The organism is Actinacidiphila glaucinigra (assembly GCF_900188405.1).
Lineage (GTDB): Bacteria > Actinomycetota > Actinomycetes > Streptomycetales > Streptomycetaceae > Actinacidiphila > Actinacidiphila glaucinigra.
The window spans coordinates 39,469-60,253 of record NZ_FZOF01000023.1 but is presented as its reverse complement, the minus strand read 5'-3'; the positions used below and the strand labels follow the sequence as shown (position 1 = coordinate 60,253).

The following is a 20,785-nucleotide window of genomic DNA, read 5'->3' as shown; positions in this document are numbered from 1 at the left end:
CTCCCCCGGCGGTCGCCACGGAGGCGGTTGACCTCTTGCGGCACCGGCACCGGCACCGGCACCGGCCAGTCACCGTCCGGGGCCTCCTCGCGATCGGGCGGTTGCGCCTACCATCGCGGCCGTGAGAACCGAAGCGCACACGGGTGGCCGGGTCCTGGTCGCCGACGACGACGCGGCGATACGCCGGTCCCTGCAACGGGGGCTGCGCCTGGACGGCTTCTCGGTGAGCCTGGCCGACGGCGGCAGGGCCGCGCTCGCCGCCGTACGCGACGGGGCGCCGGACGTGGTGGTCCTCGACATCTCCATGCCCGACCTCAGCGGGATCGAGGTGTGCCGCACGCTGCGCGAGGAGGACGACGACGTCCCCGTCCTGATGCTCTCCGCCCTGGACGAGGCGGCCGACCGGGTCGCCGGACTCCAGGCGGGCGCGGACGACTACCTGGTCAAGCCGTTCGCGCTGCAGGAACTGGTGCTGCGGCTGCGGGCGCTGCTGCGCCGCCGTCCCCCCGCCGCGGGCGGGCGGGTGCGCGCCGGGGGCCTGGTCGTCGACCCCGCGACGCGGGAGGCCCGGCTCGACGGGGAGCCCCTGGCGCTGACCCGGCGGGAGTTCGAGCTGCTGGAGGCCTTCGCGCGCAACGCGGGGCTGGTCCTCACCCGCGATCAGCTGCTGGACCGGGTCTGGGGCTACGACTTCGACGTGCGCACGGACGCCGTCGACACCTTCGTCAGCTATCTGCGGCGCAAGACGGAGGCGGGCGGCCGGCCGCGGATCCTGCACACCGTGCGCGGTGTCGGCTTCGTCCTGCGGGACGACCGGGACGGCCGTGGTGGGCCGTCATGAGGCTGTCCACACGGGTCGCACTCGCCGTGGGCGTGGTCGTCCCGCTGCTCGTCCTCGCCTCCGGCGTGCTGCTGATCCGGCTCGTCGCCACCGATCTGCACGCCCAGCAGGACGCCCATCTGCGGGAGCGCGCCGCGGCCGTCGCGGCGGACGCCAAGGCCCTGCTGCGGGCCACCGCCGCGGACCGCCCGGCGGCCGAACAGGCGCGTACGCGCAGGCTGTTCAGCTCCGCCCTCGACGTGGGCATCCGGCTGACCGGACCCGAGGGCACGGTGTCGGGCGGCCCCCAGCCGGACGCCTCCGCCGAGCTGCCCGCCCGCGCGCCCTCGCCGGTCACGATCCGCGCCGGCGGCGCCCGCTGGCGTGTGCTGTCGGTGCCGGTGAACGGGAGCCGCAAGGGTGTCCGGGGCACCCTGTGGCTGTTCTCGCCGGACGCGGCCACGAAGACCCAACTGCAGCAGGTGCGCCGCCGCGTGGTGACGGTCGCGCTGCTGGCCGCCCCCGTGTCCGCGCTGCTGGCCTGGGCCGCGGCGGGCCGCGCCGTCCGCCCGCTGCGCCGGCTCCAGCAGCGCGCGAGCGGCCTCGACCCGCGCGTCAGCGCCGTACGCCTGGACCACGCCCCGGCCCGGATCACCGAGGTCGACGACCTGGCGCGCACCCTGCAGACCGTGCTCGCCCGCTACGACGAGCAGGCCGCCAGGACCGGCGAGGCGCTCGCCACCGCCCGCTCCTTCGCCGCGGCCGCCTCGCACGAGCTGCGCAACCCGCTGATGAGCATGGGCACCAACCTCGACATCCTCGCCGGTCACCCGGACCTGGCGGCCGCCGAACGCCACGAGATCGTGGACGACCTGCGCGCCGAACACACCCGTGTGCTGGGCCTGCTGGTCATGCTGCGCGCCCTCGCGCAGGGCGACCTGGTCGAGGAGGACGCCTTCGGCCCGGTCGACGCGGCCGAACTCGTCGACGCCTCCGCCGCCGACCTCAGGCGCCGCCACCCCGGGGCACGGGTCGAGGTGACGGCCGCGCCCGGGCTCCTCGTCCACGGCTGGGAACAGGGACTCCGGTCGATGACGGACAACCTGCTGACCAACGCCGCCGTCCATGGCGGCGTCCACGGCGGCGCTCCGGGAGGGCGGCCCGACGTCGAGGTGACCCTGCGGCGCGGCCGGGACGAGCGCGCCCCGGCCGTCGTCCTCACCGTCGACGACCACGGGCCCGGGATCCCGCCCGGGGCGCGGGCCGCCGTCTTCGCCCGCTTCCACCGGCGCCCGGACAGCCCCGGCTCCGGGCTCGGACTGACCCTGGTCGCCCAGCAGATCGCGCTGCACCGGGGGACGATCACCGTGCTGGACCGGCCCGACGGCGCGCCGGGCACCCGCTTCGAGGTGCGCCTGCCGCTCAGCGGCGTCCGCGACGGCGGTCGGCCGGCCCTTCCGCTGCCGCGCCGCGACTGGCTGTCCGGGCGGGCGGGGGAGCCGGGGGAGCCGGGGGAGCCACAAGATTTCCACAAAGACGCCCCCTAACGTCCGTCGCGAAGGCGCTCCGCGCCTCCGACCCGAAGGAGGACGTCATGCGACACCGCACCACCGTCGTGGCCGTGGCCACCGTCGTCACCCTGCTGGGCCTCGCCGGCCCGGCCACCGCCGACGGCGGAGGCACCCCCGCCCCGGCCGCCGCCCCCACCGGGGACGGCGCCAAGGGACTGTGCAAGCGCGCCGGGAAGATCGACGCGCGCATCGACCGGGCGCTGAAGCGGCTGAACGGGCCCGTCACACGGCGCGGTTCGATCGAGCGGCTGGAGAAGCGGGTCGCCAACGCCAGGGCCGCCGGGCACGACGAGATCGAGACCTACCTCGGCGACCGGCTGACCTTCCGCAAGTCCCTGCTGCCGACCCTGGAGAAGCGCCGCACCGACCTCGCGCGGGTCCGCAGCTGGTGCGACTCCCACGACAACGGCGCCGCCTCGTGACCCGCCGCCTCGCGGCGCTCGCCGCGGCCGCGGCGGCCTGCGCGGGACTGCTGACCGCCTGCGGCCCCTCCGGCGGCCCGGCCTCGGCCCCGACCGCCCCGGCGGCCGGGGCCCCGTCGGCACCCTCGGCGCCCTCGGCGCCCTCGGAGTTCACCCGCATCGTCGACGACGCGGAGAGCGCCGCCGCCGCGGCGGACGCCGACGCGGCACGCGGAGACGGCTGACACGCCCCCGCCCGCCGCGGCCCGCGTCCCCCGTTCCCGCTTCAGGACCCGGGGGCGGACTCCAGGCGGCGGCGGACGGTGGGCCAGTCCGGGGCGGGCGGGGGTACGCGCAGGGTTCCCACCGCGATGTCCTTGAAGCCGCTGGACGTGGACACGCACACCACGGGCCCGTCGAAGCGGTCCGCGCCGTACTGGCGCAGGCCGGCCAGCCCGGCCGCGGCGGACAGCTCCGTCCACAGGCCCGCGCGGGCCAGTTCGCGGCGGGCCTCGTCCAGTTCGGTGTCGGCGACGAGCAGGGCCTCCCCGCCGCTGTCGCCTATCGCCCGGACACCGCGGTAACCCCCCACCTGGCAGGCGATGGAGTAGGCGTCCGTGGGGCCGACCGGCACGGTGACCGCGGGCAGTCCCCGGCGGACGGCGGCGGCGAGCGGGCCGCCCGCGGCGGGCTCGCAGCTGAACAGGCGCGGGACGGCCGAGGCCAGGCCGAGGCGGCGGATTTCGGCGAACCCCTTGGCGACGCCGAAGAGCAGTTCCCCGTAGCCGGTGGGGACGAACACCGCCGCGGGCACGCCGACTTCGCCGAAGATCTCGTACGCGACGGTCTTGTAGCCCTCCGCGCCGAAGGGGTGCCCGGTGTGCGTCGGGGTGAGGCTGCTCACCGGGTGGAGGCCGTACTCCTCGTGGACGCGGCGCATCAGCGGCCGGCGCGCCTCCACGGGCACGGGCAGCACCTCGGCGCCGTAGGCGTGCAGGAAGGAGACGACCGCCGGGGGCGGCTGCGGGGAGGTGAGGACGACGCAGCGCAGCCCGGCCCGGGCGGCGTACGCGGCGGCCGAGGCGCCGTGGTTGCCGGAGGACGCGACGACGACGCCGGGCGCGCCGCAGGCGAGGGCCGCGCTGACCGTGCAGCGGTTGAGGCGGTCCTTGTGGCTCCACGTCGGGTTGCGCGACTCGTCCTTGACCAGGACCCCGCCGCCCAGGCCGACCAGCGGGGTGCCGCCCTCGCCCAGCCCCGGCGCCGCGAGCGGCGGCAGCAGCGGTGCCCAGCGGTCCAGGCCGTGCCGGGCGGTGGTGGCCTCGGGGGAGCCGAACAGGCCGTCCGGGACGCGCTCGTAGGCGTAGTCGACCTCGACGGGGTAGGAGACGCTGGCCGTGCTCGTGCGCGGGCAGCCCTCCGTCAGCGGCGGCCACAGGGGATAGCCGACGGCGGGGTCGCCGAGCGAACGCTGGCCGACGGCCAGGGAGTCCGTTGCCACGCATCCGAGGGTAGTGGCCCCGGGCCCGGGACCCACCTGGCACGTCACGTAGAGTGCGGCTGCTGTGCCCGACCGTTCCCGCCGACTCCCGAGGTGACCGTGATGGACGACGACGCGTCCGCCCTCGTGGCCGTCGTCGGTATCGGCGCCGACGGCTGGGACGGACTGACCTCGGCGTCGCGGGAGGCGCTCACCGGTGCCGCGGTCGTCGTCGGCGGCCCGCGCCAGCTCGAACTGCTGCCCCCCGAGGTCACCGCCGAGCGGGTCGCCTGGCCTTCGCCGCTGCGGCCGGCCGTGCCGGGGCTGATCGCCGCCCACGCGGGGCGCCGGATCGCGGTGCTGGCCAGCGGTGACCCCATGTTCCACGGCATCGGGCGGACGCTCACCGAGGTGCTGGGCGCGGACCGGCTGCGGGTGCTCCCGCACCCCTCGTCGGTGTCGTACGCCTGCGCGCGGCTCGGCTGGGCGGTGGAGGACACCGACGTGGTGAGCCTGGTCGGGCGGCCGCTGCCCGCGCTGGCGGGCGCGCTGCACGACGGGCGCCGGGTGCTGGTGCTGAGCCGGGACGCGGACACCCCTGCCGCGGTGGCCGGGCTGCTGCGCGAACAGGGCTACGGCGCGAGCCGGTTGCGGGTGCTGGAGCAACTGGGCTCGGCCCGCGAACGGATCGTGGACGGCACCGCCGGCGACTGGCCGCACCCGCCCGGCGATCCGCTGAACGTCGTCGCGGTCGAGTGCGCCGCGGAGCCGGCCACGCCGCGGCTGGGCCTCGTCCCCGGGCTGCCGGACACCGCGTACGAGCACGACGGGCAGCTCACCAAGCGCCACGTACGGGCCGCGACCCTCGCCGCGCTCGCGCCCGCGCCGGGCGAACTGCTGTGGGACGTGGGCGGCGGCTCGGGCTCGATCGCCGTCGAGTGGATGCGGGCGCACCGCGCCTGCCGCGCGGTCACCGTGGAGCGCGACCCCGTCCGTGCCGAGCGCATCACCCGCAACGCGGCCTCGCTCGGCGTCCCGGCGCTGCGGGTCGTGACCGGCGCCGCCCCGGCGGCACTGGACGGACTGCCCGTCCCCGACGCCGTCTTCGTCGGCGGCGGGCTCACCGCGCCCGGCCTCCTGGAGGCCTGCTGGGCGGCCCTGCGGCCGGGCGGACGGCTGGTCGCCAACACCGTCACGCTGGAGTCCGAGGCCCTGCTCGCCCGGTGGTACGCACGGCACGGGGGCGAGCTCGTCCGGCTCGCCGTCGCGCACGCCGCCCCGGTCGGCGGCTTCACGGGCTGGCGCCAGGCCATGCCCGTCACCCAGTGGTCCGCCGTCAAACCCGCGGGAGCGCAGCCATGACCGTCCACTTCATCGGCGCCGGACCCGGTGCCGCCGACCTGATCACCCTGCGCGGCCTGCGGATCCTGGCGGCCAGCAAGGTGTGCCTGTACGCCGGGAGCCTCGTCCCCCGCGAACTGCTCGCCGAGTGCCCGCCGGACGCGCGGCTGGTGGACACGGCGCAGCTCACGCTCGACCGGATCACCGAGGAGCTGGTCCGCGCCCACGAGGAGGGCCACGACGTCGCCCGGCTGCACTCGGGCGACCCGTCCGTGTTCAGCGCCGTCGCCGAGCAGATGCGCCGCCTCGACGCGGCCGGAATCCCGTACGAGGTCGTGCCCGGCGTCCCCGCGTTCGCGGCGGCCGCGGCGGCCCTGAAGCGGGAGCTGACGGTGCCGACCGTCGGGCAGACCGTCATCCTCACCCGGGTCGCGCAGCAGGCCACGCCCATGCCGGAGGGCGAGGACCTGGCGACGCTGGGCCGCAGCGGCGCGCTGATCGTGCTGCACCTGGCGGCCCGCTACGTCGACCGCGTCGTGGCCGAACTCACCCCGCACTACGGGGCGGACTGCCCGGCGGCCGTCGTGGCGATGGCCTCGCGCCCCGACGAGCTGGTGCTGCGCGGGACGCTCGCGGACATCGCGGACCAGGTGAAGGCGGCCGGTGTGGTCCGTACCGCGGTCATCATGGTCGGCCGCACGCTGGGCGCGGAGCAGTTCCGCGACAGCCACCTGTACTCCGCCGAGCGCGTTCACCGGCACGCGACGGACTGCGCTGCCTCCTCCTAGGGCACGCGCTCGCGGCGCGGGTTCGTCCTGCGTCCTCCGGGCGGAAAGACGCGGGCTGCGGACGGGAGAGTCGGGGCCTGGCTGCCTCGGCGGCGCGCCGGTGGGTGGGTGGTGGGGGTCCAGGCTCCGGAGCGGGCTGCGTGTCGGGTGGCGTGGGTCTCGTCGCCGTCCGCGGGTGCAGACGGCCGGTTGCCGCGCCTACCGTTCGTGGGTGCCGCGCGTGCCGTAACCCGCGTCTGCGGGTGATTCCCCCACATCCCTCAAGGATCGGACCTGCTTCCGCTGCAGGCCCCTCGACAGCACCCCGAATCAGCCGCAGACGCCGGTTACGGCGGGCGCGCCAGCCATCATGGGTGGGCGTGGAAGCGGCCATCTATACCCGCGGACGGCGACGAGACCCGCGCCAACGGAACGGCACCCCGCTCCGGAGCCCGAACCCCGGCCACCACCCATCCGCACGGCGATGACGGGCCCGACACCCTCACCCCGCCGTCCGCAGCCCGCGTCCTTGCGCCCGCAGGGCGCGAGACGGCGGGACAGCCGCGAGAGCCTTCAACCCAGGTCGTAGTCGAACCAGATCCGGTGCGTGCCGTCCTCGTCGATCGCGAGGCCGCCCGCGCCGGTGATGCCGGACAGTTCGCCGGTGCCGCTGGTGGGGACGACGACGAAGAACTCGGCGGTCCGGTCGCTGCCGGAAGTCGTCGCCGAGTGGGCGAAGTTGAAGGTGCCCGCGCGGCCGTTCAGCGCACCCTCGAAGGACTCCATCGCCACATACGTGCCGGTGCCGCTCGCCTGGTCGTAGGCGGCGGTGAAGAGGGTCGACGAGCGGCCGGTGACCTCGCCCTCGAAGGTCTTCTCGATCGTGGCGACCCCGACCGGCGTCCCGGTGGTCACGGCCGGCTCCGGCACGAGCTCGGTCGGCACGAACGCTGTGACGGTGAACCTTCCCGCGGCTCTCATGCCCCGAGCCTAGCGACGGACCCCGTCCCGCGGGCGTGCCTCAGCCCGCGCGGCCGACGATCGTCCCGGCGCGGTCGATGCAGATGACGTCGACCGCCACGGGCGCCTCGCGCAGGACGCCCATGGCGGTGCGGCGGGCGGCCTCGGCGACGAGGTCGCCGAGCGGGACGCCGTGGGCGAGGCACGACTGGACGGCCTGGAGGCCGGTGTTGGCGGTGGCGACGGCCTCGGCCAGGGTCTCGTCCGCGCCGCCGCGGCGGGCCAGGTCCGCGAGGAAGGCCTTGTCGACCTGGGAGCGGGAGGAGTGCAGGTCGAGGTGGCCCGCGGCCAGCTTGGAGAGCTTGGCGAAGCCGCCCGCTATCGTGAGCCGCGGCACCGGGTGGCGGCGCAGGTACTTCAGCACGGCGCCCGCGAAGTCCCCCATGTCCAGCAGCGCGTCCTCGGGCAGGCCGTGCACGGCGACGGCCACCTTCTCCGACGTCGACCCCGTGCAGCCCGCGACGTGCGTACGGCCCGCCGCACGCGCCACGTCCACCCCGCGCCGGATGCTGTCGATCCAGGCCGAGCAGGAGTACGGCACCACGATGCCGGTGGTGCCGAGCACCGACAGCCCGCCGAGGATGCCGAGCCGCGGGTTCCAGGTGCGGCGCGCCAACTCCTCGCCGTCGTCTATGGAGACGGTGATCTCGGCGTCGCAGGCGGCGCCGTACCGGGCGGCGACCTCCGCGAGGTGCTCGCGCATCATCGTGCGCGGGACGGGGTTGACGGCGGGCTCGCCGACCGCGAGCGGGAGCCCGGGGCGGGTGACCGTGCCGACGCCCGGACCGGCGCGGAAGACGACCCCGCTGCCGGGCGCGCCGTGGCGCACCGTGGTCCGGACCAGGGCGCCGTGGGTGACGTCGGGGTCGTCGCCGGCGTCCTTCACGACGCCCGCCATGGCCCAGCCGTCGCCGCGCTCCTCCACCGCGAGGGCGAAGGCGGGCCGCTGCCCCTTGGGCAGGGTGATCGTCACCGGGTCGGGGAACTCGCCGCCCAGCAGGGCGGTGTACGCGGCGGTGGCGGCCGCCGTCGCGCAGGCGCCGGTGGTCCAGCCGTGCCGCAGCCCGGTCCGTTCCAGCTGGGCGCTCCGGCCGCCGCTCACCGCGCACCGTAGGGTGCGGGGATGACCGGCAGACAGCGGCACGTCCTCGTCCTGGGCGGCACCACCGAGGGGCGCCGCCTCGCGGAGGCGCTGGCCGCCGACCCGGCGGCGTGGCGGGTGACCAGCTCGCTCGCGGGGCGGGTGGAACGCCCGCGGCTGCCGCCCGGGGAGGTGCGCACCGGCGGCTTCGGCGGCCCCGCGGGGCTCGCGGCGTGGCTGCGGGCGCACGCGGTCGACGTGGTCATCGACGCCACCCATCCTTTCGCCGGGACGATGTCCTTCAACGCCGCCGAGGCGGCCTCGGCCACCCATGTTCCCCTGCTCGCCCTGCGCCGCCCCGGCTGGGTCGCCGGCCCCGGGGACCGCCGGCACCCGGTGGCCTCACTGGCCGAGGCGGCCCGGGTGCTGCCGGGGCTCGGGCGGCGGGTCTTCCTCACCACGGGCCGTACGGGTCTTGGGGCCTTCGCCGGGGTCACCGACCTGTGGTTCCTTGTGCGTTCGGTGGACGCCCCGGAGCCGCCGCACCCGCCGCTGACGGAGGTGCTGCTGGACCGGGGCCCGTTCACTCTGGACGGGGAGCTGGAGCTGATGCGCCGGCACCGCGTCGACGTGCTGGTCACCAAGGACAGCGGCGGCACCGCCACCGCGCCCAAGCTCGCGGCCGCCCGCGAACTGGGCCTGCCCGTGGTGGTCGTGGAACGCCCACCGGTCCCGGAGGGCGTGCCCGTCGTCCCGGACGTGGCGGGCGCCCTGGAGTGGCTCCGCGCGCGTACGGCCTGAGCGGGGCCCGGCGTCAGGCCGGGTACCGCCGGGGTGTCCACACCACCGTGGTGCCGTCGCCGCGCCGTACCGTCCTCGTCTGCGACGAGCCGACCAGCAGCACGCACCGCATGTCGACGGTCGCCGGGTCGAGGTCCTCCAGCGTCGTGACCCGTACGGCCTGCTCGGGGCCGCCGACGTCCCGGGCGACGACCACGGGCGTGCCCGGCACACGGCCCTCGCGCAGCACCTTCAGCGCGTTCTCCAGCTGCGTCCTGCGGCTGTGGGAGGCCGGGTTGTAGAGGGCCAGCACGAGGTCGGCGGCCGTGGCGGCGCGCAGCCGTTCCTCGACGACCGTCCAGGGCTTGAGCCGGTCGGAGAGCGAGACGACCGCGTAGTCGTGGCCGAGGGGCGCGCCCGCGAGCGCCGCCGCCGACTGGGCGGCGGTGATGCCGGGCACGACCCGTACGCGGACGCCGAGGTAGGGCTCGGCGGAGGCGGCCTCCAGCACGGCCGTGGCCATGGCGAAGACGCCCGGGTCGCCCGAGGACACCACGGCGACCTTCCGCCCGCGCCGGGCGAGGTCGAGGGCGAACTCGGCGCGTTCGGCCTCGACGCGGTTGTCGGAGGCGTGCCGCGGCTGCCCGGGGCGGACCGGGACGCGGTCCACGTAGGTGGTGTAGCCGACGAGTTCGTCGGCCCCGGCGAGCGCGGACCTCGCCTCCGGCGTCAGCCACATCGGACCGGCCGGGCCGAGCCCGACGACCACGACCTCGCCGTCCGCCGGGGAGGGGTCCGCCGCGGGCCGCTCGTCGACGCGGCTGGGCAGCACGGCGACGGCGAAGTAGGGCACGGACTCCGGGTCGACGTCGGCCAGCATCTCCAGGCGTTCGGCGTCCATGGTGGCGCGCTCGACGTAGTGCGCGTCCTCCAGCCGCCCGGCGGCCTCCAGGGCCCGGCGCACGGTGGGGAAGGTGCGGCCGAGCTTCATCACGGCCGCCGCGTCCGCCGTCGCGAGGCGCGCGGCGAGCTCCTCCTCCGGCAGCGTGCCGGGCAGGATCGTCAGGACCTCCTCGCCCTCCACCAGGGGTCGCCCGATGCGGGCGGCGGCGGCGCTGACGGAGGTGACGCCGGGGATCACCTCGGCCGGGTAGCGGTCGGCGAGCCGCTTGTGCATGTGCATGTACGAGCCGTAGAAGAGCGGATCGCCCTCCGCGAGGACGGCGACGGTGCGCCCGGCGTCCAGGTGCGCGGCGAGCAGTTCGGCGGACTCGGCGTAGAAGTCGTCCAGCGCGCCCCGGTAGCCGCCGGGGTGGTCGGTGGTCTCCGTCGTGATGGGGTACATCAGCCGCTCCTCGATCTGCTCGGGGCGGATGTGCGCCGCGGCGATGGAGCGGGCGATGCTGCGGCCGTGCCGGGCGCAGTGGTACGCGATGACGTCGGCGGAGCGGATGACCTCCACGGCCCGCACGGTCATCAGGGAGGGGTCGCCGGGGCCGAGGCCCACTCCGTAGAGACGGCCGGTGGTCATACGATTTCGCTTTCGGTCGCAAGGGCGTTGAGGGCGGCGGCCGCCAGGGCGCTGCCGCCGCGCCGGCCCCGTACCACCAGGTGTTCCAGGCGGGAGGCGTGCGCGGCCAGGGCGTCCTTGGACTCGGCGGCGCCGACGAAGCCGACGGGCACGCCGATGACCGCGGCGGGGCGCGGTGCGCCCGCCTCGATCATCTCCAGCAGCCGGAACAGGGAGGTCGGGGCGTTGCCGACGGCGACGACGGCGCCTTCCAGGCGGTCCCGCCACAGCTCCATGGCGGCGGCGCTGCGGGTGGTGCCGAGTTCGGCGGCGAGGGCCGGGACGGCGGGGTCGGAGAGGGTGCAGACCACCTCGTTGTCCGCGGGCAGCCGCTTGCGGGTGACGCCGCTGGCGACCATCTGCACGTCGCAGAGGATCGGCGCCCCGGCGCGCAGCGCGGCGCGCGCGTCCGCGACCACCGACGGGCTGTAGGCCAGGTCCCGTACGAGGTCGGTCATGCCGCAGGCGTGGATCATGCGGACGGCGACCTGCGCCACGTCCGGCGGCAGACCGTCGAGTTCCGCCTCGGCGCGGATGATGGCAAAGGACTGACGGTAGATCTCCGGTCCGTCCTTCTCGTACTCGATCACGTCGTCCTCGGGGGTGGTGGGGTGCTGGTGCGGCGGGCGGTGTCCAGGGCGGCGGGCAGGTCCGCGGCGGTGGTGGCGGAGGTGGTGCCCGCGGTGGCGACGCGGTAGCGGCCGTCGGCGCCGGCGACCACGTCGACCCACGAGCCGTCCGGGTGGCCGCAGCGGCGTTCGCAGCCGGAGAAGTGCACGGGCAGCAGGCGGTGTCCCGGCTCGGGGACGGCGTCGCGCAGTGCGGCCAGTGCGTCGGCGCGTACGTCCGCCAGCGACTTGGCGCATCCCGGGCGTCCCGCGCAGGCGGTGACGCCGCGCCACGGGGAGTCCTCGCCGGTCAGGAAGCCGGCCGCGGCCAGGCGGTCCAGCGCCTCCCGCGCGGCGGCGCGCGGCAGGCCCGGCAGGACGACACCGCGCCAGGGGGTGATCCGCAGCTCCCCGGTGCCGGTCCCGGCGATCCGCGCGAGCAGCCGCCACGCGCCGGTGGTGAGGCGGCCCAGGCGTACGCCCACGGACAGCGCGCAGGTGGTTCCGCCGGGGTGCGGGACGAGGCCGAGCGGGGGCGGTCCGCCCGCGGTGGCGGCCGGGGGCCCGGCGGGCGGGGCGCCTTCGGCGCGCAGCTGCGCCGCGATCGCGGTGCCGTCCGGGTCGATGTCGGCGATCCGCCAGGCGCGGGCGCCGCGTTCGGCGGCGAGGGTCAGGAAGGTCTCCGCGGCGCGCACCGCCCAGCGCGGCGCGTCGGCGGCCGGTACCCGCGCGACGGGCCGTCCGGCGAGGCGGAGTTCGGCGGTGGCGGCACCGGGCAGCGCGATCAATGTCACATCGGCGCCGAGCGCGGCGGTGTCGCCGCGGCCGTCGTCGAGGGCGAAGAGGAAGCGCCCCGAGAGCCCGGCGGCGGCCGGGCTCGCGCACAGCAGGGCGTCCGCTTCCCGTATCCAGCCCCGCAGCTCGCCGTTGCCCCGGCCGTCGAGTCCGGCGAGCGGTGAGGCGAGGAGGTTGCGGGCCCGTTCGTGGGCCCAGGAGGGAAGCAGTCCGGCCTCGCCGAGCAGCGCCGCCAGCTCCGTTCCCGCGCCGGGGTCGCGGAGCCCGCGCACCTGCAGGTTCCCGCGGGAGGTGAGGTCGATGCGGCCGTCGCCGAGGCGGTCCGCGGCGGTCGCCGGCGCCTCGGCCTGACGTATCGTCAGCAGGCCGCCGGGGATGCGGATCCGGGCGAGCGCGCCGTCGTCGGCGGCGTGCAGCCGCAGTGCTCCGGGGCAGGCGTCGTCGCGTCCGCGCCCCGCCGTCGCTGCGGCGAAGGCGCCGCTCACGGGGGGATCGGAGGGCGACGGCATGGCCGCGAGCATACCTGCGGGTACTCCGGGGACGTGCGGCCCGAGGGGTCCGTACGGCGGGCCCAGCGCTTACTATGCTGCGCGGGCAGGCCACCCAGCCGCGCCCACGCCATCGACGGCATCAGCGGAGGAAACCGGTGCGATTCCGGTGCGGTCCCGCCACTGTCACCGGGGCCGGCGCGTGAGCGCCGGGCCCCGGGAGCCAGGAACTCCCGCCGTCCTCCACCGGCCCGGGGCGCGGACCCCGAGGAAGGCACGTCCGACGTGATCCTGCTGCTGTCGACCTCCGACACCGACCTGCTCAGCGCCCGGGCCGCGAACGCCGCCGGCGGCCCCGTCCCGATCCGCTTCGCCAACCCCGCCCGGCTGCCGCAGGACGAGCTGCCCGGCCTCCTCGACGGCGCCGAACTGGTCGTCGTACGGCTCCTCGGCGGGCGCCGCGCCTGGGAGGAGGGCCTGGACGCGCTCCTCGCGGGACCCCGCCCGGTGGTCGTCCTCACCGGCGAACAGGCCCCGGACGCCCAGCTGATGGAGCTGTCCACCGTCCCCGTCGGCATCGCGGCCGAGGCTCACGCGTACCTCGCGCACGGCGGTCCGGCCAACCTGGCGCAGCTGGCCCGCTTCCTGTCCGACACGGTGCTGCTCACCGGCCACGGCTTCGAGCCCCCTGCCTCCGCGCCCTCCTGGGGCAGGCTGGAGCGGGCCGCCGCGGTGACCGACGGCCCGCTGGTCGCCGTCCTCTACTACCGGGCCCACCACATGAGCGGCAACACCGCCTTCGTGGAGGCCCTCTGCGCCGCGATCGAGCAGGCCGGCGCCCGGGCGCTCCCGCTGTACGTGGCCTCGCTGCGCGCGCCCGAACCCGAACTGCTCGACGCCCTGCGGGGCGTGGACGCCGTCGTCACCACCGTGCTGGCGGCCGGCGGCACCCGCCCGGCCGACGCCTCGGCGGGCGGCGACGAGGAGGCCTGGGACGCGGGCGCGCTCGCCTCGCTGGACGTGCCGGTGCTGCAGGCGCTCTGCCTGACCTCCTCCCGCGAGGTGTGGGAGGGCAGCGACGAGGGCCTGTCCCCGATGGACGCCGCGACGCAGGTCGCCGTCCCCGAGTTCGACGGCCGGCTGATCACGGTCCCGTTCTCCTTCAAGGAGATCGACGAGGACGGCCTGCCCGTCTACGCCCCCGACGCCGAACGAGCCGCCCGTGTCGCGGGCATCGCCGTCCGCCACGCGCGGCTGCGGCACATCCCGGTCGCGGAGCGCCGACTGGCGCTCGTGCTGTCGGCGTACCCGACCAAGCACTCCCGCATCGGCAACGCGGTGGGCCTCGACACCCCCGCCAGCGCGGTCGCGCTGCTGCGCCGGCTGCGCGCCGAGGGGTGGGACTTCGGGCCCGGGGAGGAGATCCCGGGCCTGGTCTCCGGTGACGGCGACGAGCTGATCCGGGCGCTGATCGACGCGGGCGGTCACGACCAGGACTGGCTGACCGAGGAGCAGCTGGCCGCGAACCCGGTCCGTATCCCGGCCGCCGACTACCGCCGCTGGTTCGCCGCGCTGCCGCAGGAGCTGCGCGACGCGGTGACGGAGCACTGGGGCCCGCCGCCCGGCGCGATGTTCGTCGACACCAGCGCCAACCCCGAGGGCGACATCGTGCTGGCGGCGCTGCGCCGCGGCAACCTGCTGATCCTCATCCAGCCGCCGCGCGGTTTCGGCGAGAACCCGATCGCGATCTACCACGACCCGGACCTGCCGCCCTCCCACCACTACCTCGCCGCCTACCGCTGGATCGCCGCCGCCCAGGCCGACGGCGGCTTCGGCGCCGACGCGATGATCCACCTGGGCAAGCACGGCAACCTGGAGTGGCTGCCCGGCAAGAACGCCGCCCTGTCCGCCGCCTGCGGTCCCGACGCCGCCCTCGGCGACCTGCCGCTGATCTACCCGTTCCTCGTCAACGACCCCGGCGAGGGCACCCAGGCCAAGCGCCGCGCGCACGCCACCCTCGTCGACCACCTCGTGCCGCCGATGGCCCGCGCCGACTCCTACGGCGACATCGCGCGCCTGGAGCAGCTGCTCGACGAGCACGCGGCGATCGCCTCCATGGACCCGGCCAAGCTGCCCGCCGTCCGCGCACAGATCTGGACGCTGATCCAGGCCGCCAAGCTCGACCACGACCTGGGTCTGGAGGACCGGCCCCACGACGCCGAGTTCGACGACTTCCTGCTGCACGTCGACGGCTGGCTCTGCGAGATCAAGGACGCCCAGATCCGCGACGGTCTGCACGTGCTGGGCCGGGCCCCCGCCGGCGCCGAGCGGGTCAACCTGGTGCTGGCCATCCTGCGCGCCCGGCAGATCTGGGGCGGTACGGCCGCGCTGCCGGGCCTGCGCGAGGCCCTGGGCCTGGACGAGTCGAAGGCGACCCGCGTGACCGCGGACGCCGCCGAGGAGCAGGCCCGCGCCCTGGTGCAGGCCATGGAGGACGCCGGCTGGGCGCCGGAGTCCGTCGCCGAGGTCGCGGGGGGCCTGCCCGAGGACGTGGCCCGCGTGCTGGACTTCGCCGCCCGGCAGGTCGTGCCGCGGCTGGCCCGTACGACGGACGAGGCCGAGGCCGTCGTGCACGCGCTGAACGGCGGCTTCGTGCCCGCGGGCCCCTCCGGCTCGCCGCTGCGCGGCCTGGTCAACGTGCTGCCGACCGGCCGCAACTTCTACTCCGTCGACCCCAAGGCCGTGCCCAGCAGGCTCGCCTGGGAGACCGGACAGGCCCTCGCCGACTCGCTGCTGGCCCGCTACCGCGAGGACAACGACGGCACCTGGCCGCAGTCGGTGGGCCTGTCGCTGTGGGGCACCAGCGCGATGCGCACCTCGGGCGACGACGTGGCCGAGGCGCTGGCGCTGCTGGGCGTGCGGCCGGTGTGGGACGACGCGTCCCGCCGCGTCACCGGCGTCGAGGCCGTCCCGGCGCGGGAGCTGGGCCGTCCGCGCGTCGACGTCACCCTGCGCATCAGCGGCTTCTTCCGGGACGCGTTCCCGCACGTCGTGGGCCTGCTGGACGACGCGGTCCGGCTGGTCGCCGGCCTCGACGAGCCGGACGAGGCCAACTACGTGCGCGCCCACACCCGCGCCGACCTCGCCGCGCACGGCGACGAACGGCGCGCCACCACCCGCATCTTCGGCTCCCGGCCGGGGACGTACGGGGCGGGCCTGCTGCAGCTGATCGACAGCCGGGACTGGCGCAGCGACGCCGACCTCGCCGAGGTCTACACCGTCTGGGGCGGCTATGCCTACGGGCGCGGCCTCGACGGGCGCCCGGCCCGCGAGGAGATGGAGACCGCCTACCGGCGGATCGCGGTGGCCGCGAAGAACACCGACACCCGCGAGCACGACATCGCCGACTCGGACGACTACTACCAGTACCACGGCGGCATGGTCGCCACCGTCCGCGCGCTGACCGGCCGTTCCCCCGAGGCGTACATCGGCGACTCCACCCGGCCGGAGACGGTGCGCACCCGCTCCCTGGCGGAGGAGACCTCCCGGGTCTTCCGCGCCCGGGTGGTCAACCCCCGCTGGATCGAGGCGATGCGGCGGCACGGCTACAAGGGCGCCTTCGAACTGGCCGCCACCGTCGACTACCTCTTCGGCTACGACGCCACGACCGGCGTCGTGGCCGACTGGATGTACGACAAGCTGGCCCGCACCTACGTCCTGGACCCGGAGAACCGCGCCTTCCTCCAGGAGGCCAATCCCTGGGCCCTGCACGGCATGGCGGAGCGGCTGCTGGAGGCGGAGTCGCGCGGCATGTGGGCCGAGCCGGATCCGAAGGTCGTCGAGCAGCTCCGCCAGGCCTTCCTGGAGACGGAGGGCGACCTGGAGGGCGGGGAGTAGGCCGTCAGCCGATGGTCGGCGCGGCCGAGGACGGCGCCGTGGAGGGCGGCGCGGCCGAGGGGTTGACGATCAGCGTCGGCTCGCCCGGCACCGGCGTCGGTGCGATCAGGTCCTTGGGGTCCGTGGTCGGGCTGGCGGTGGTCTGCGCGACGATCTGCGGGAAGTCCACCAGCCCGGTCTGCTCCATGACGGTGATGTGGTCCAGCACGGTGTCGTTGGCCTGGTCGGCCAGCTGCCGTACGAGGCTGTTCATGGTCGTGGAGCGGACCTTGGCGATCGTGTTGAAGATCTGGCCGTGGGTCAGCCGCAGGATGTTGGCGAGCTTGCTGTCGAAGTCGCCCCCGGAGGCGGAGGACAGGGTGCCGAGGAAGCCCATCTGCTGCGGCGTGGGCTGGTTGGGCAGCGGGATGCCGAGCTGTGTGGCCACCGTGCGGTCGGCGCTGTCCAGCGCGGTGTGCCCGTCGATGAGGTGCCGCCCGGCGGTCTTGACCGCCTGTGTCGTGCCCTTCTGCTCCGCCATCTGCCCGGCGGGGAACTCCCACAGCCCGGCGAGCCGCACCTTGACGACGAACTCCCGGTCGAGGGGGGTCAGCGGGCCGTACGGGGTGGTCACCGCCTGCGCCTCGGGGGAGGACGCCGCGACGTTCGCCCCGGACATCGCCGGGTACACGAGCGCGGCGATCGTGCACACCAGCGCCACGGCGACCAGGGCGGTCGCCGCCGTGAACCGGTTGGCCTTCATCGCGCCTCCATGCTCGGGATTCGTACGCGCTTCCGGACGGTAGAGCCCGTCGCGCCGAGACGGTACTCCTGCGCGATTTCCCTGAGCGCGGGCGGTGGTTGTTGGTACGGTGCAAACTTTCGCCTGTGCAAATGTTGGGGGTATGTCTCCCTCGCCCCGGCTCTTGGGCGGGGCGACGGTTCCCCGTAACGCGGACGTCGGCCGGGGGCGCGAGCCTGGGTGGATGGATGCCACCGCGCTGGCGCGTTCCCTGCTGGAACCCGTCCCGGCCCACCGGACCGCCGGGATCCAGGTGCTGCGGGCCGTGGACTGCGCCGCCGAGGTGGCGCTGGACACCCCGTACGCGCTGACCAATGTGATCGGCAGCCTGCACTCCAGCGGGCTGATCGCCCTGCTGGACGCGGCGGGTCTGGCCGCGGTGGTCGCCGCGGTCGAGGCCCCGGGGGAGTTCGACGGCGTGGTGCCGCTCGGGGCCGCGGCGACGGTCGAGTTCCTCGCCCCCGCGCGCGGCCGACTGGTGGCCTCCTGCGCGCTGGGCGAGTCCGCGCGGCGCGCGCTGCGGGAGGTGCTGTCCGGGGCCGGCGACCGGGCGCGGCTGGCGACGGCGGCCGAGATCAGGGACGCCACGGGCGCCGTGGTGTGCCGCGGGGGCTTCGACTGGAGCGTCCGCCGGATCCCCCGCGCCTGACCCCGGGAAACGCCCGGCGAACATCTGACGGCGGGACAGGGAAGGCGCCGCCGGGGCGTGTTCCCCGCCGTACGGTGACCGGACTGCAGGCGGGACCAGCGGGGAGCGGGGCGAGAGGTGGGCGACTGGCTGAGCGCCGACAACGTGGTGGCGGTGCTGACCGCGCTGCTCGGTCTGGTGGTCTCCGTCGGCGTGGTCTGGTACGAGCGCCGCGTCCCGCGTCGCAGGCGCATCGGCTACCGCGTGCAGATGGACACGCCCATCGGCAGCGACGACCCCGACGGCGGGGGCGGCGCCCCCAACGTGCGGATCGGGCTCTTCAACGACCTCCCCGACATGTCGGACGCCACGCTGGTGCTGATCCGCGTCGAGAACGACGGCGGCGAGGCCGTCACCGACTCCGACTACACCAACCGCGACCCCGACCGCGCGCTCACCGTCGTCTTCGCCGGCCGCACGGTGCGGGGCGTGGCCGTCACCGAGGCCGACGCCGGGCCGCTGATGGACCACTTCGCCCCGGCGGGCGACACCGGCGGCGTACGGCACCAGGGCAATGTGATCCATCTGCCGCGCGTCCCCCTCAACCGGGGCCAGCACTTCAAGCTGCTCGTGCTGCTGACCGGCGGCCACGTCGGCGGCGGGGTCCGGGTCAGCGGGGGCATCCGCGACGGCGTGGTGGTCCCCAACAAGGCCATGCCGGTCGACTCCAAGCCGCCGCTGTTCAGCCGGGCCGCCCGGTGGCTCACCATCATGCTCACCCTCTGCGTGACCGTCCTGGCCGCCATCATCGTGGTGCGCGAGGACCCGCCGCCGCCCATCGGCTGCGCCACCGGACGGCTCAGCGTCACCGGCTCCACGGCCTTCGCCCCGGTCATGGACGAGCTCGCCCGCCGCTACGCCGCGGACTGCCCCGACACGACGATCACGGTCGACGCGCACGGCAGCAACGAGGGCGTCCGCGAGCTGGCCGACGACCGGGCCCCCGGTGTGGTCGCCCTCTCCGACGGCCCCAAACCGGACGGCAACCCCCGCCTGGACGAGAACCGCGTCGCCGTCTCCGCCTTCGCGCTGGTCGTCAACGACGACGTCCCCGTCAGGGACCTGACCGTCGAGCAGATACGCCGCGTGTACAGCGGCGCCGTCGTCAACTGGAGCCAACTGGGCGGCCCCGACCTGCCCGTCCTCCTCGTGAGCCGCAACGCCGACTCCGGTACCCGCGACCTGTTCCGCCGGCACGTCCTCGGCGGCCACGGCGAGCCCGCGTTCACCTCACGCGACTGCCGCAACCGCAACTCCCCCGACGACAAGGTCATCCGCTGCGAGCTGGACAGCACCGACCAGGTACTCAAGACCGTCGCCCGCCTCCCCGGCGCCATCGGCTACGGCGAACTGCGCGCCGCCACCGCCTCCCCGGGCCTGCACACCCTGGCCATCAACGGCCGCACGCCCACCCCGGCCGCCATCGGCGACAGCAGCTACCCCTTCACGGAGATCGAGTACGCCTACACCTACGACCGCCCCGCCACGGGCTCGCTCGCCGCGAGCTTCCTCACGTACATGATCCGCGGCGCCGGCCAGGACGTGGTCAGGTCCCACGGCCACCTCCCCTGCTACAGCCCCGAGGGCCTGGACCGCTGCCGCCCCTGACGGCGCACGGGCGAGATGTACCCGGGCCCGTCACGTGGGGTTCGCCGGGGCGTGGGGCGGGGTGGCGGCGGGCGGCGTTACCGTGGGGTCAGACGTACGCGCGTTCGCGCGGACCCGGAGGTGAGAGGCGACATGACGACGCTCCCGCACCCCGCGGACCTGGATCTGCTCGCCGGGATGCAGGTCGACTACACCGACCAGGACGACCCCGTGCTGATCCGGCCGGACGGCTCCCCGGTCGAGACGTGGCGCGAGAACTATCCGTACGACTTCCGCATGGAGCGCAAGGAGTACGAGTGGCACAAGCGGCTCCAGCAGATAGAGCTGCTGAAGCTGCAGAGCTGGATCAAGGAGACCGGCCGGCGGCTGGTGATCGTCTTCGAGGGGCGTGACGCGGCCGGCAAGGGCGGGACGATCAAGCGCTTCACCGAGCACCTGAACCCGCGCGGGGCGCGGGTGGTGGCGCTGGAGAAGCCGACCGAGCGCGAGCGCGGGCAGTGGTACTTCCAGCGGTACGTGGAGCATCTGCCGACCGCGGGGGAGATCGTGCTCTTCGACCGGTCCTGGTACAACCGGGCCGGCGTGGAGCGCGTCATGGGCTTCTGCACGGAGGACGAGTACCAGCGGTTCATGCGGCAGGCGCCCGCGTTCGAGCGGATGCTCGTGGACGACGGCGTCGACCTGGTGAAGTTCTGGTTCTCCGTGTCGCGCGACGAGCAGCGCACCCGCTTCACGATCCGCCAGGTGGACCCGGTGCGGCAGTGGAAGCTCAGCCCGATGGACCTGGCGTCCCTGGACCGGTGGGACGACTACACCGAGGCCAAGGTCACGATGTTCCGGGAGACCGACACCGAGCAGGCGCCCTGGACGGTCGTGAAGAGCAACGACAAGAAGCGGGCCCGCGTGGAGGCCATGCGCAGCGTGCTGGGCCGCTTCGACTACGGCGACAAGGACGAGGAGGTCGTGGGCGTGCCCGACCCGAGGATCGTCGGTGCCGCCGCGAACCTGCTCGAGGCCGGCGAGGCCTGAGCGTTTCCGGAGTGGGCGATTCCTCCACTTCGCGATCTCGACCGGGACGCTTCATCCCCT

18 protein-coding genes and 1 riboswitch are annotated in these 20,785 nt (G+C 75.4%); of the genes, 11 read left to right on the top strand and 7 right to left on the bottom strand.

The features are described from left to right. Positions 1–121: 121 nt before the first annotated feature. Genes CHF15_RS32450 through CHF15_RS32435 form a run of 4 tightly spaced genes read left to right on the top strand, consistent with a single transcriptional unit; the run spans position 122 to position 3,037 of the window. Complete coding sequence (locus CHF15_RS32450) at positions 122–841, top strand: response regulator transcription factor (RefSeq protein ID WP_089227484.1); 720 nt, start codon at positions 122–124, stop codon at positions 839–841. Beyond that, positions 838–2,367 (top strand): sensor histidine kinase, encoded by a 1,530-nt coding sequence (locus CHF15_RS32445; protein ID WP_179280069.1) that lies wholly within the window; start codon positions 838–840, stop codon positions 2,365–2,367. Before CHF15_RS32450 ends, CHF15_RS32445 begins: the two co-directional genes overlap by 4 nt. Positions 2,368–2,414: 47 nt before the next feature. Then, positions 2,415–2,813 (top strand): hypothetical protein, encoded by a 399-nt coding sequence (locus CHF15_RS32440; protein ID WP_089227483.1) that lies wholly within the window; start codon positions 2,415–2,417, stop codon positions 2,811–2,813. Further along, positions 2,810–3,037, top strand: a complete 228-nt coding sequence (locus CHF15_RS32435; protein ID WP_089227482.1) for a hypothetical protein — start codon at positions 2,810–2,812, stop codon at positions 3,035–3,037. Before CHF15_RS32440 ends, CHF15_RS32435 begins: the two co-directional genes overlap by 4 nt. Before the next feature lie 41 nt (positions 3,038–3,078). Here CHF15_RS32435 and CHF15_RS32430 read toward each other — a convergent pair whose 3' ends face one another. Continuing rightward, entirely contained in the window at positions 3,079–4,293 is a 1,215-nt protein-coding gene (locus tag CHF15_RS32430; RefSeq protein ID WP_245939154.1) for a threonine synthase, read from the bottom strand. 102 nt (positions 4,294–4,395) lie between these two features. Between CHF15_RS32430 and cbiE the strand changes: the two genes are divergently transcribed. Continuing rightward, positions 4,396–5,634 carry a precorrin-6y C5,15-methyltransferase (decarboxylating) subunit CbiE gene (cbiE, locus tag CHF15_RS32425; protein ID WP_089227481.1) on the top strand — a complete coding sequence of 413 codons (1,239 nt, stop codon included), beginning with the start codon at positions 4,396–4,398 and terminating at the stop codon, positions 5,632–5,634. Continuing rightward, a complete protein-coding gene (cobM, locus tag CHF15_RS32420) occupies positions 5,631–6,401 on the top strand; it encodes a precorrin-4 C(11)-methyltransferase (RefSeq protein ID WP_089227480.1) in 771 nt (256 codons plus the stop codon). Before cbiE ends, cobM begins: the two co-directional genes overlap by 4 nt. 552 nt (positions 6,402–6,953) lie before the next feature. Here cobM and CHF15_RS32415 read toward each other — a convergent pair. Together CHF15_RS32415 and CHF15_RS32410 are read right to left on the bottom strand one after the other, a co-directional pair. Beyond that, positions 6,954–7,361, bottom strand: a complete 408-nt coding sequence (locus CHF15_RS32415; protein WP_089227479.1) for a DUF3224 domain-containing protein — start codon at positions 7,359–7,361, stop codon at positions 6,954–6,956. A 40-nt stretch (positions 7,362–7,401) separates the two neighbouring features. After that, positions 7,402–8,538, bottom strand: coding sequence for a cobalt-precorrin-5B (C(1))-methyltransferase (locus CHF15_RS32410; RefSeq protein ID WP_410169675.1), 1,137 nt, complete (start codon positions 8,536–8,538; stop codon positions 7,402–7,404). On the opposite strand from CHF15_RS32410, the gene CHF15_RS32405 reads away from it, so the two are divergent. Continuing rightward, positions 8,524–9,282: a cobalt-precorrin-6A reductase gene (locus CHF15_RS32405; RefSeq protein WP_089227477.1), complete on the top strand. Its 759-nt coding sequence runs from the start codon at positions 8,524–8,526 to the stop codon at positions 9,280–9,282. The genes CHF15_RS32410 and CHF15_RS32405 overlap by 15 nt on opposite strands. Before the next feature lie 13 nt (positions 9,283–9,295). On the opposite strand, the gene CHF15_RS32400 is transcribed toward CHF15_RS32405, so the two are convergent. The 3 genes from CHF15_RS32400 to cobG are packed head-to-tail and all read right to left on the bottom strand — an operon-like array spanning position 9,296 to position 12,743. Then, entirely contained in the window at positions 9,296–10,792 is a 1,497-nt protein-coding gene (locus CHF15_RS32400; protein ID WP_089227476.1) for a precorrin-2 C(20)-methyltransferase, read from the bottom strand. Further along, positions 10,789–11,421 carry a precorrin-8X methylmutase gene (locus tag CHF15_RS32395; protein WP_089227475.1) on the bottom strand — a complete coding sequence of 211 codons (633 nt, stop codon included), beginning with the start codon at positions 11,419–11,421 and terminating at the stop codon, positions 10,789–10,791. Before CHF15_RS32395 ends, CHF15_RS32400 begins: the two co-directional genes overlap by 4 nt. After that, complete coding sequence (cobG, locus tag CHF15_RS32390; protein ID WP_245939153.1) at positions 11,418–12,743, bottom strand: precorrin-3B synthase; 1,326 nt, start codon at positions 12,741–12,743, stop codon at positions 11,418–11,420. The genes CHF15_RS32395 and cobG overlap by 4 nt, the downstream gene beginning before the upstream one ends. A 127-nt stretch (positions 12,744–12,870) precedes the next feature. After that, positions 12,871–12,955, top strand: a riboswitch (cobalamin riboswitch). A 52-nt stretch (positions 12,956–13,007) separates the two neighbouring features. Here cobG and cobN point away from each other — a divergent pair. Beyond that, positions 13,008–16,619 (top strand): cobaltochelatase subunit CobN, encoded by a 3,612-nt coding sequence (cobN, locus tag CHF15_RS32385; protein WP_089227473.1) that lies wholly within the window; start codon positions 13,008–13,010, stop codon positions 16,617–16,619. 4 nt (positions 16,620–16,623) lie between these two features. Here cobN and CHF15_RS32380 read toward each other — a convergent pair whose 3' ends face one another. Beyond that, entirely contained in the window at positions 16,624–17,361 is a 738-nt protein-coding gene (locus tag CHF15_RS32380; protein ID WP_089227472.1) for a DUF4142 domain-containing protein, read from the bottom strand. A 223-nt stretch (positions 17,362–17,584) separates the two neighbouring features. Here CHF15_RS32380 and CHF15_RS32375 point away from each other — a divergent pair, with 223 nt between their 5' ends. From CHF15_RS32375 to ppk2, 3 genes are all read left to right on the top strand, one after another. Continuing rightward, complete coding sequence (locus tag CHF15_RS32375) at positions 17,585–18,049, top strand: DUF4442 domain-containing protein (RefSeq protein ID WP_089227471.1); 465 nt, start codon at positions 17,585–17,587, stop codon at positions 18,047–18,049. Between the two features lie 117 nt (positions 18,050–18,166). Then, positions 18,167–19,696: a PstS family phosphate ABC transporter substrate-binding protein gene (locus tag CHF15_RS32370; RefSeq protein ID WP_089227470.1), complete on the top strand. Its 1,530-nt coding sequence runs from the start codon at positions 18,167–18,169 to the stop codon at positions 19,694–19,696. A 132-nt stretch (positions 19,697–19,828) separates the two neighbouring features. Beyond that, positions 19,829–20,725 (top strand): polyphosphate kinase 2, encoded by an 897-nt coding sequence (ppk2, locus tag CHF15_RS32365; protein WP_018559086.1) that lies wholly within the window; start codon positions 19,829–19,831, stop codon positions 20,723–20,725. Positions 20,726–20,785: the final 60 nt, after the last annotated feature.

Excerpts from the sequence above, each read along its gene's own strand:
- cbiE (WP_089227481.1), top strand. The coding sequence starts at position 4,396 with ATGGACGACGACGCGTCCGCCCTCGTGGCCGTCGTCGGTATCGGCGCC.
- CHF15_RS32400 (WP_089227476.1), bottom strand. The coding sequence starts at position 10,792 with ATGACCACCGGCCGTCTCTACGGAGTGGGCCTCGGCCCCGGCGACCCC.
- CHF15_RS32405 (WP_089227477.1), top strand. The coding sequence starts at position 8,524 with ATGACCGGCAGACAGCGGCACGTCCTCGTCCTGGGCGGCACCACCGAG.
- CHF15_RS32445 (WP_179280069.1), top strand. The coding sequence starts at position 838 with ATGAGGCTGTCCACACGGGTCGCACTCGCCGTGGGCGTGGTCGTCCCG.
- CHF15_RS32440 (WP_089227483.1), top strand. The coding sequence starts at position 2,415 with ATGCGACACCGCACCACCGTCGTGGCCGTGGCCACCGTCGTCACCCTG.
- CHF15_RS32415 (WP_089227479.1), bottom strand. The coding sequence starts at position 7,361 with ATGAGAGCCGCGGGAAGGTTCACCGTCACAGCGTTCGTGCCGACCGAG.
- cobM (WP_089227480.1), top strand. The coding sequence starts at position 5,631 with ATGACCGTCCACTTCATCGGCGCCGGACCCGGTGCCGCCGACCTGATC.
- CHF15_RS32380 (WP_089227472.1), bottom strand. The coding sequence starts at position 17,361 with ATGAAGGCCAACCGGTTCACGGCGGCGACCGCCCTGGTCGCCGTGGCG.
- CHF15_RS32375 (WP_089227471.1), top strand. The coding sequence starts at position 17,585 with ATGGATGCCACCGCGCTGGCGCGTTCCCTGCTGGAACCCGTCCCGGCC.
- ppk2 (WP_018559086.1), top strand. The coding sequence starts at position 19,829 with ATGACGACGCTCCCGCACCCCGCGGACCTGGATCTGCTCGCCGGGATG.
- cobG (WP_245939153.1), bottom strand. The coding sequence starts at position 12,743 with ATGCCGTCGCCCTCCGATCCCCCCGTGAGCGGCGCCTTCGCCGCAGCG.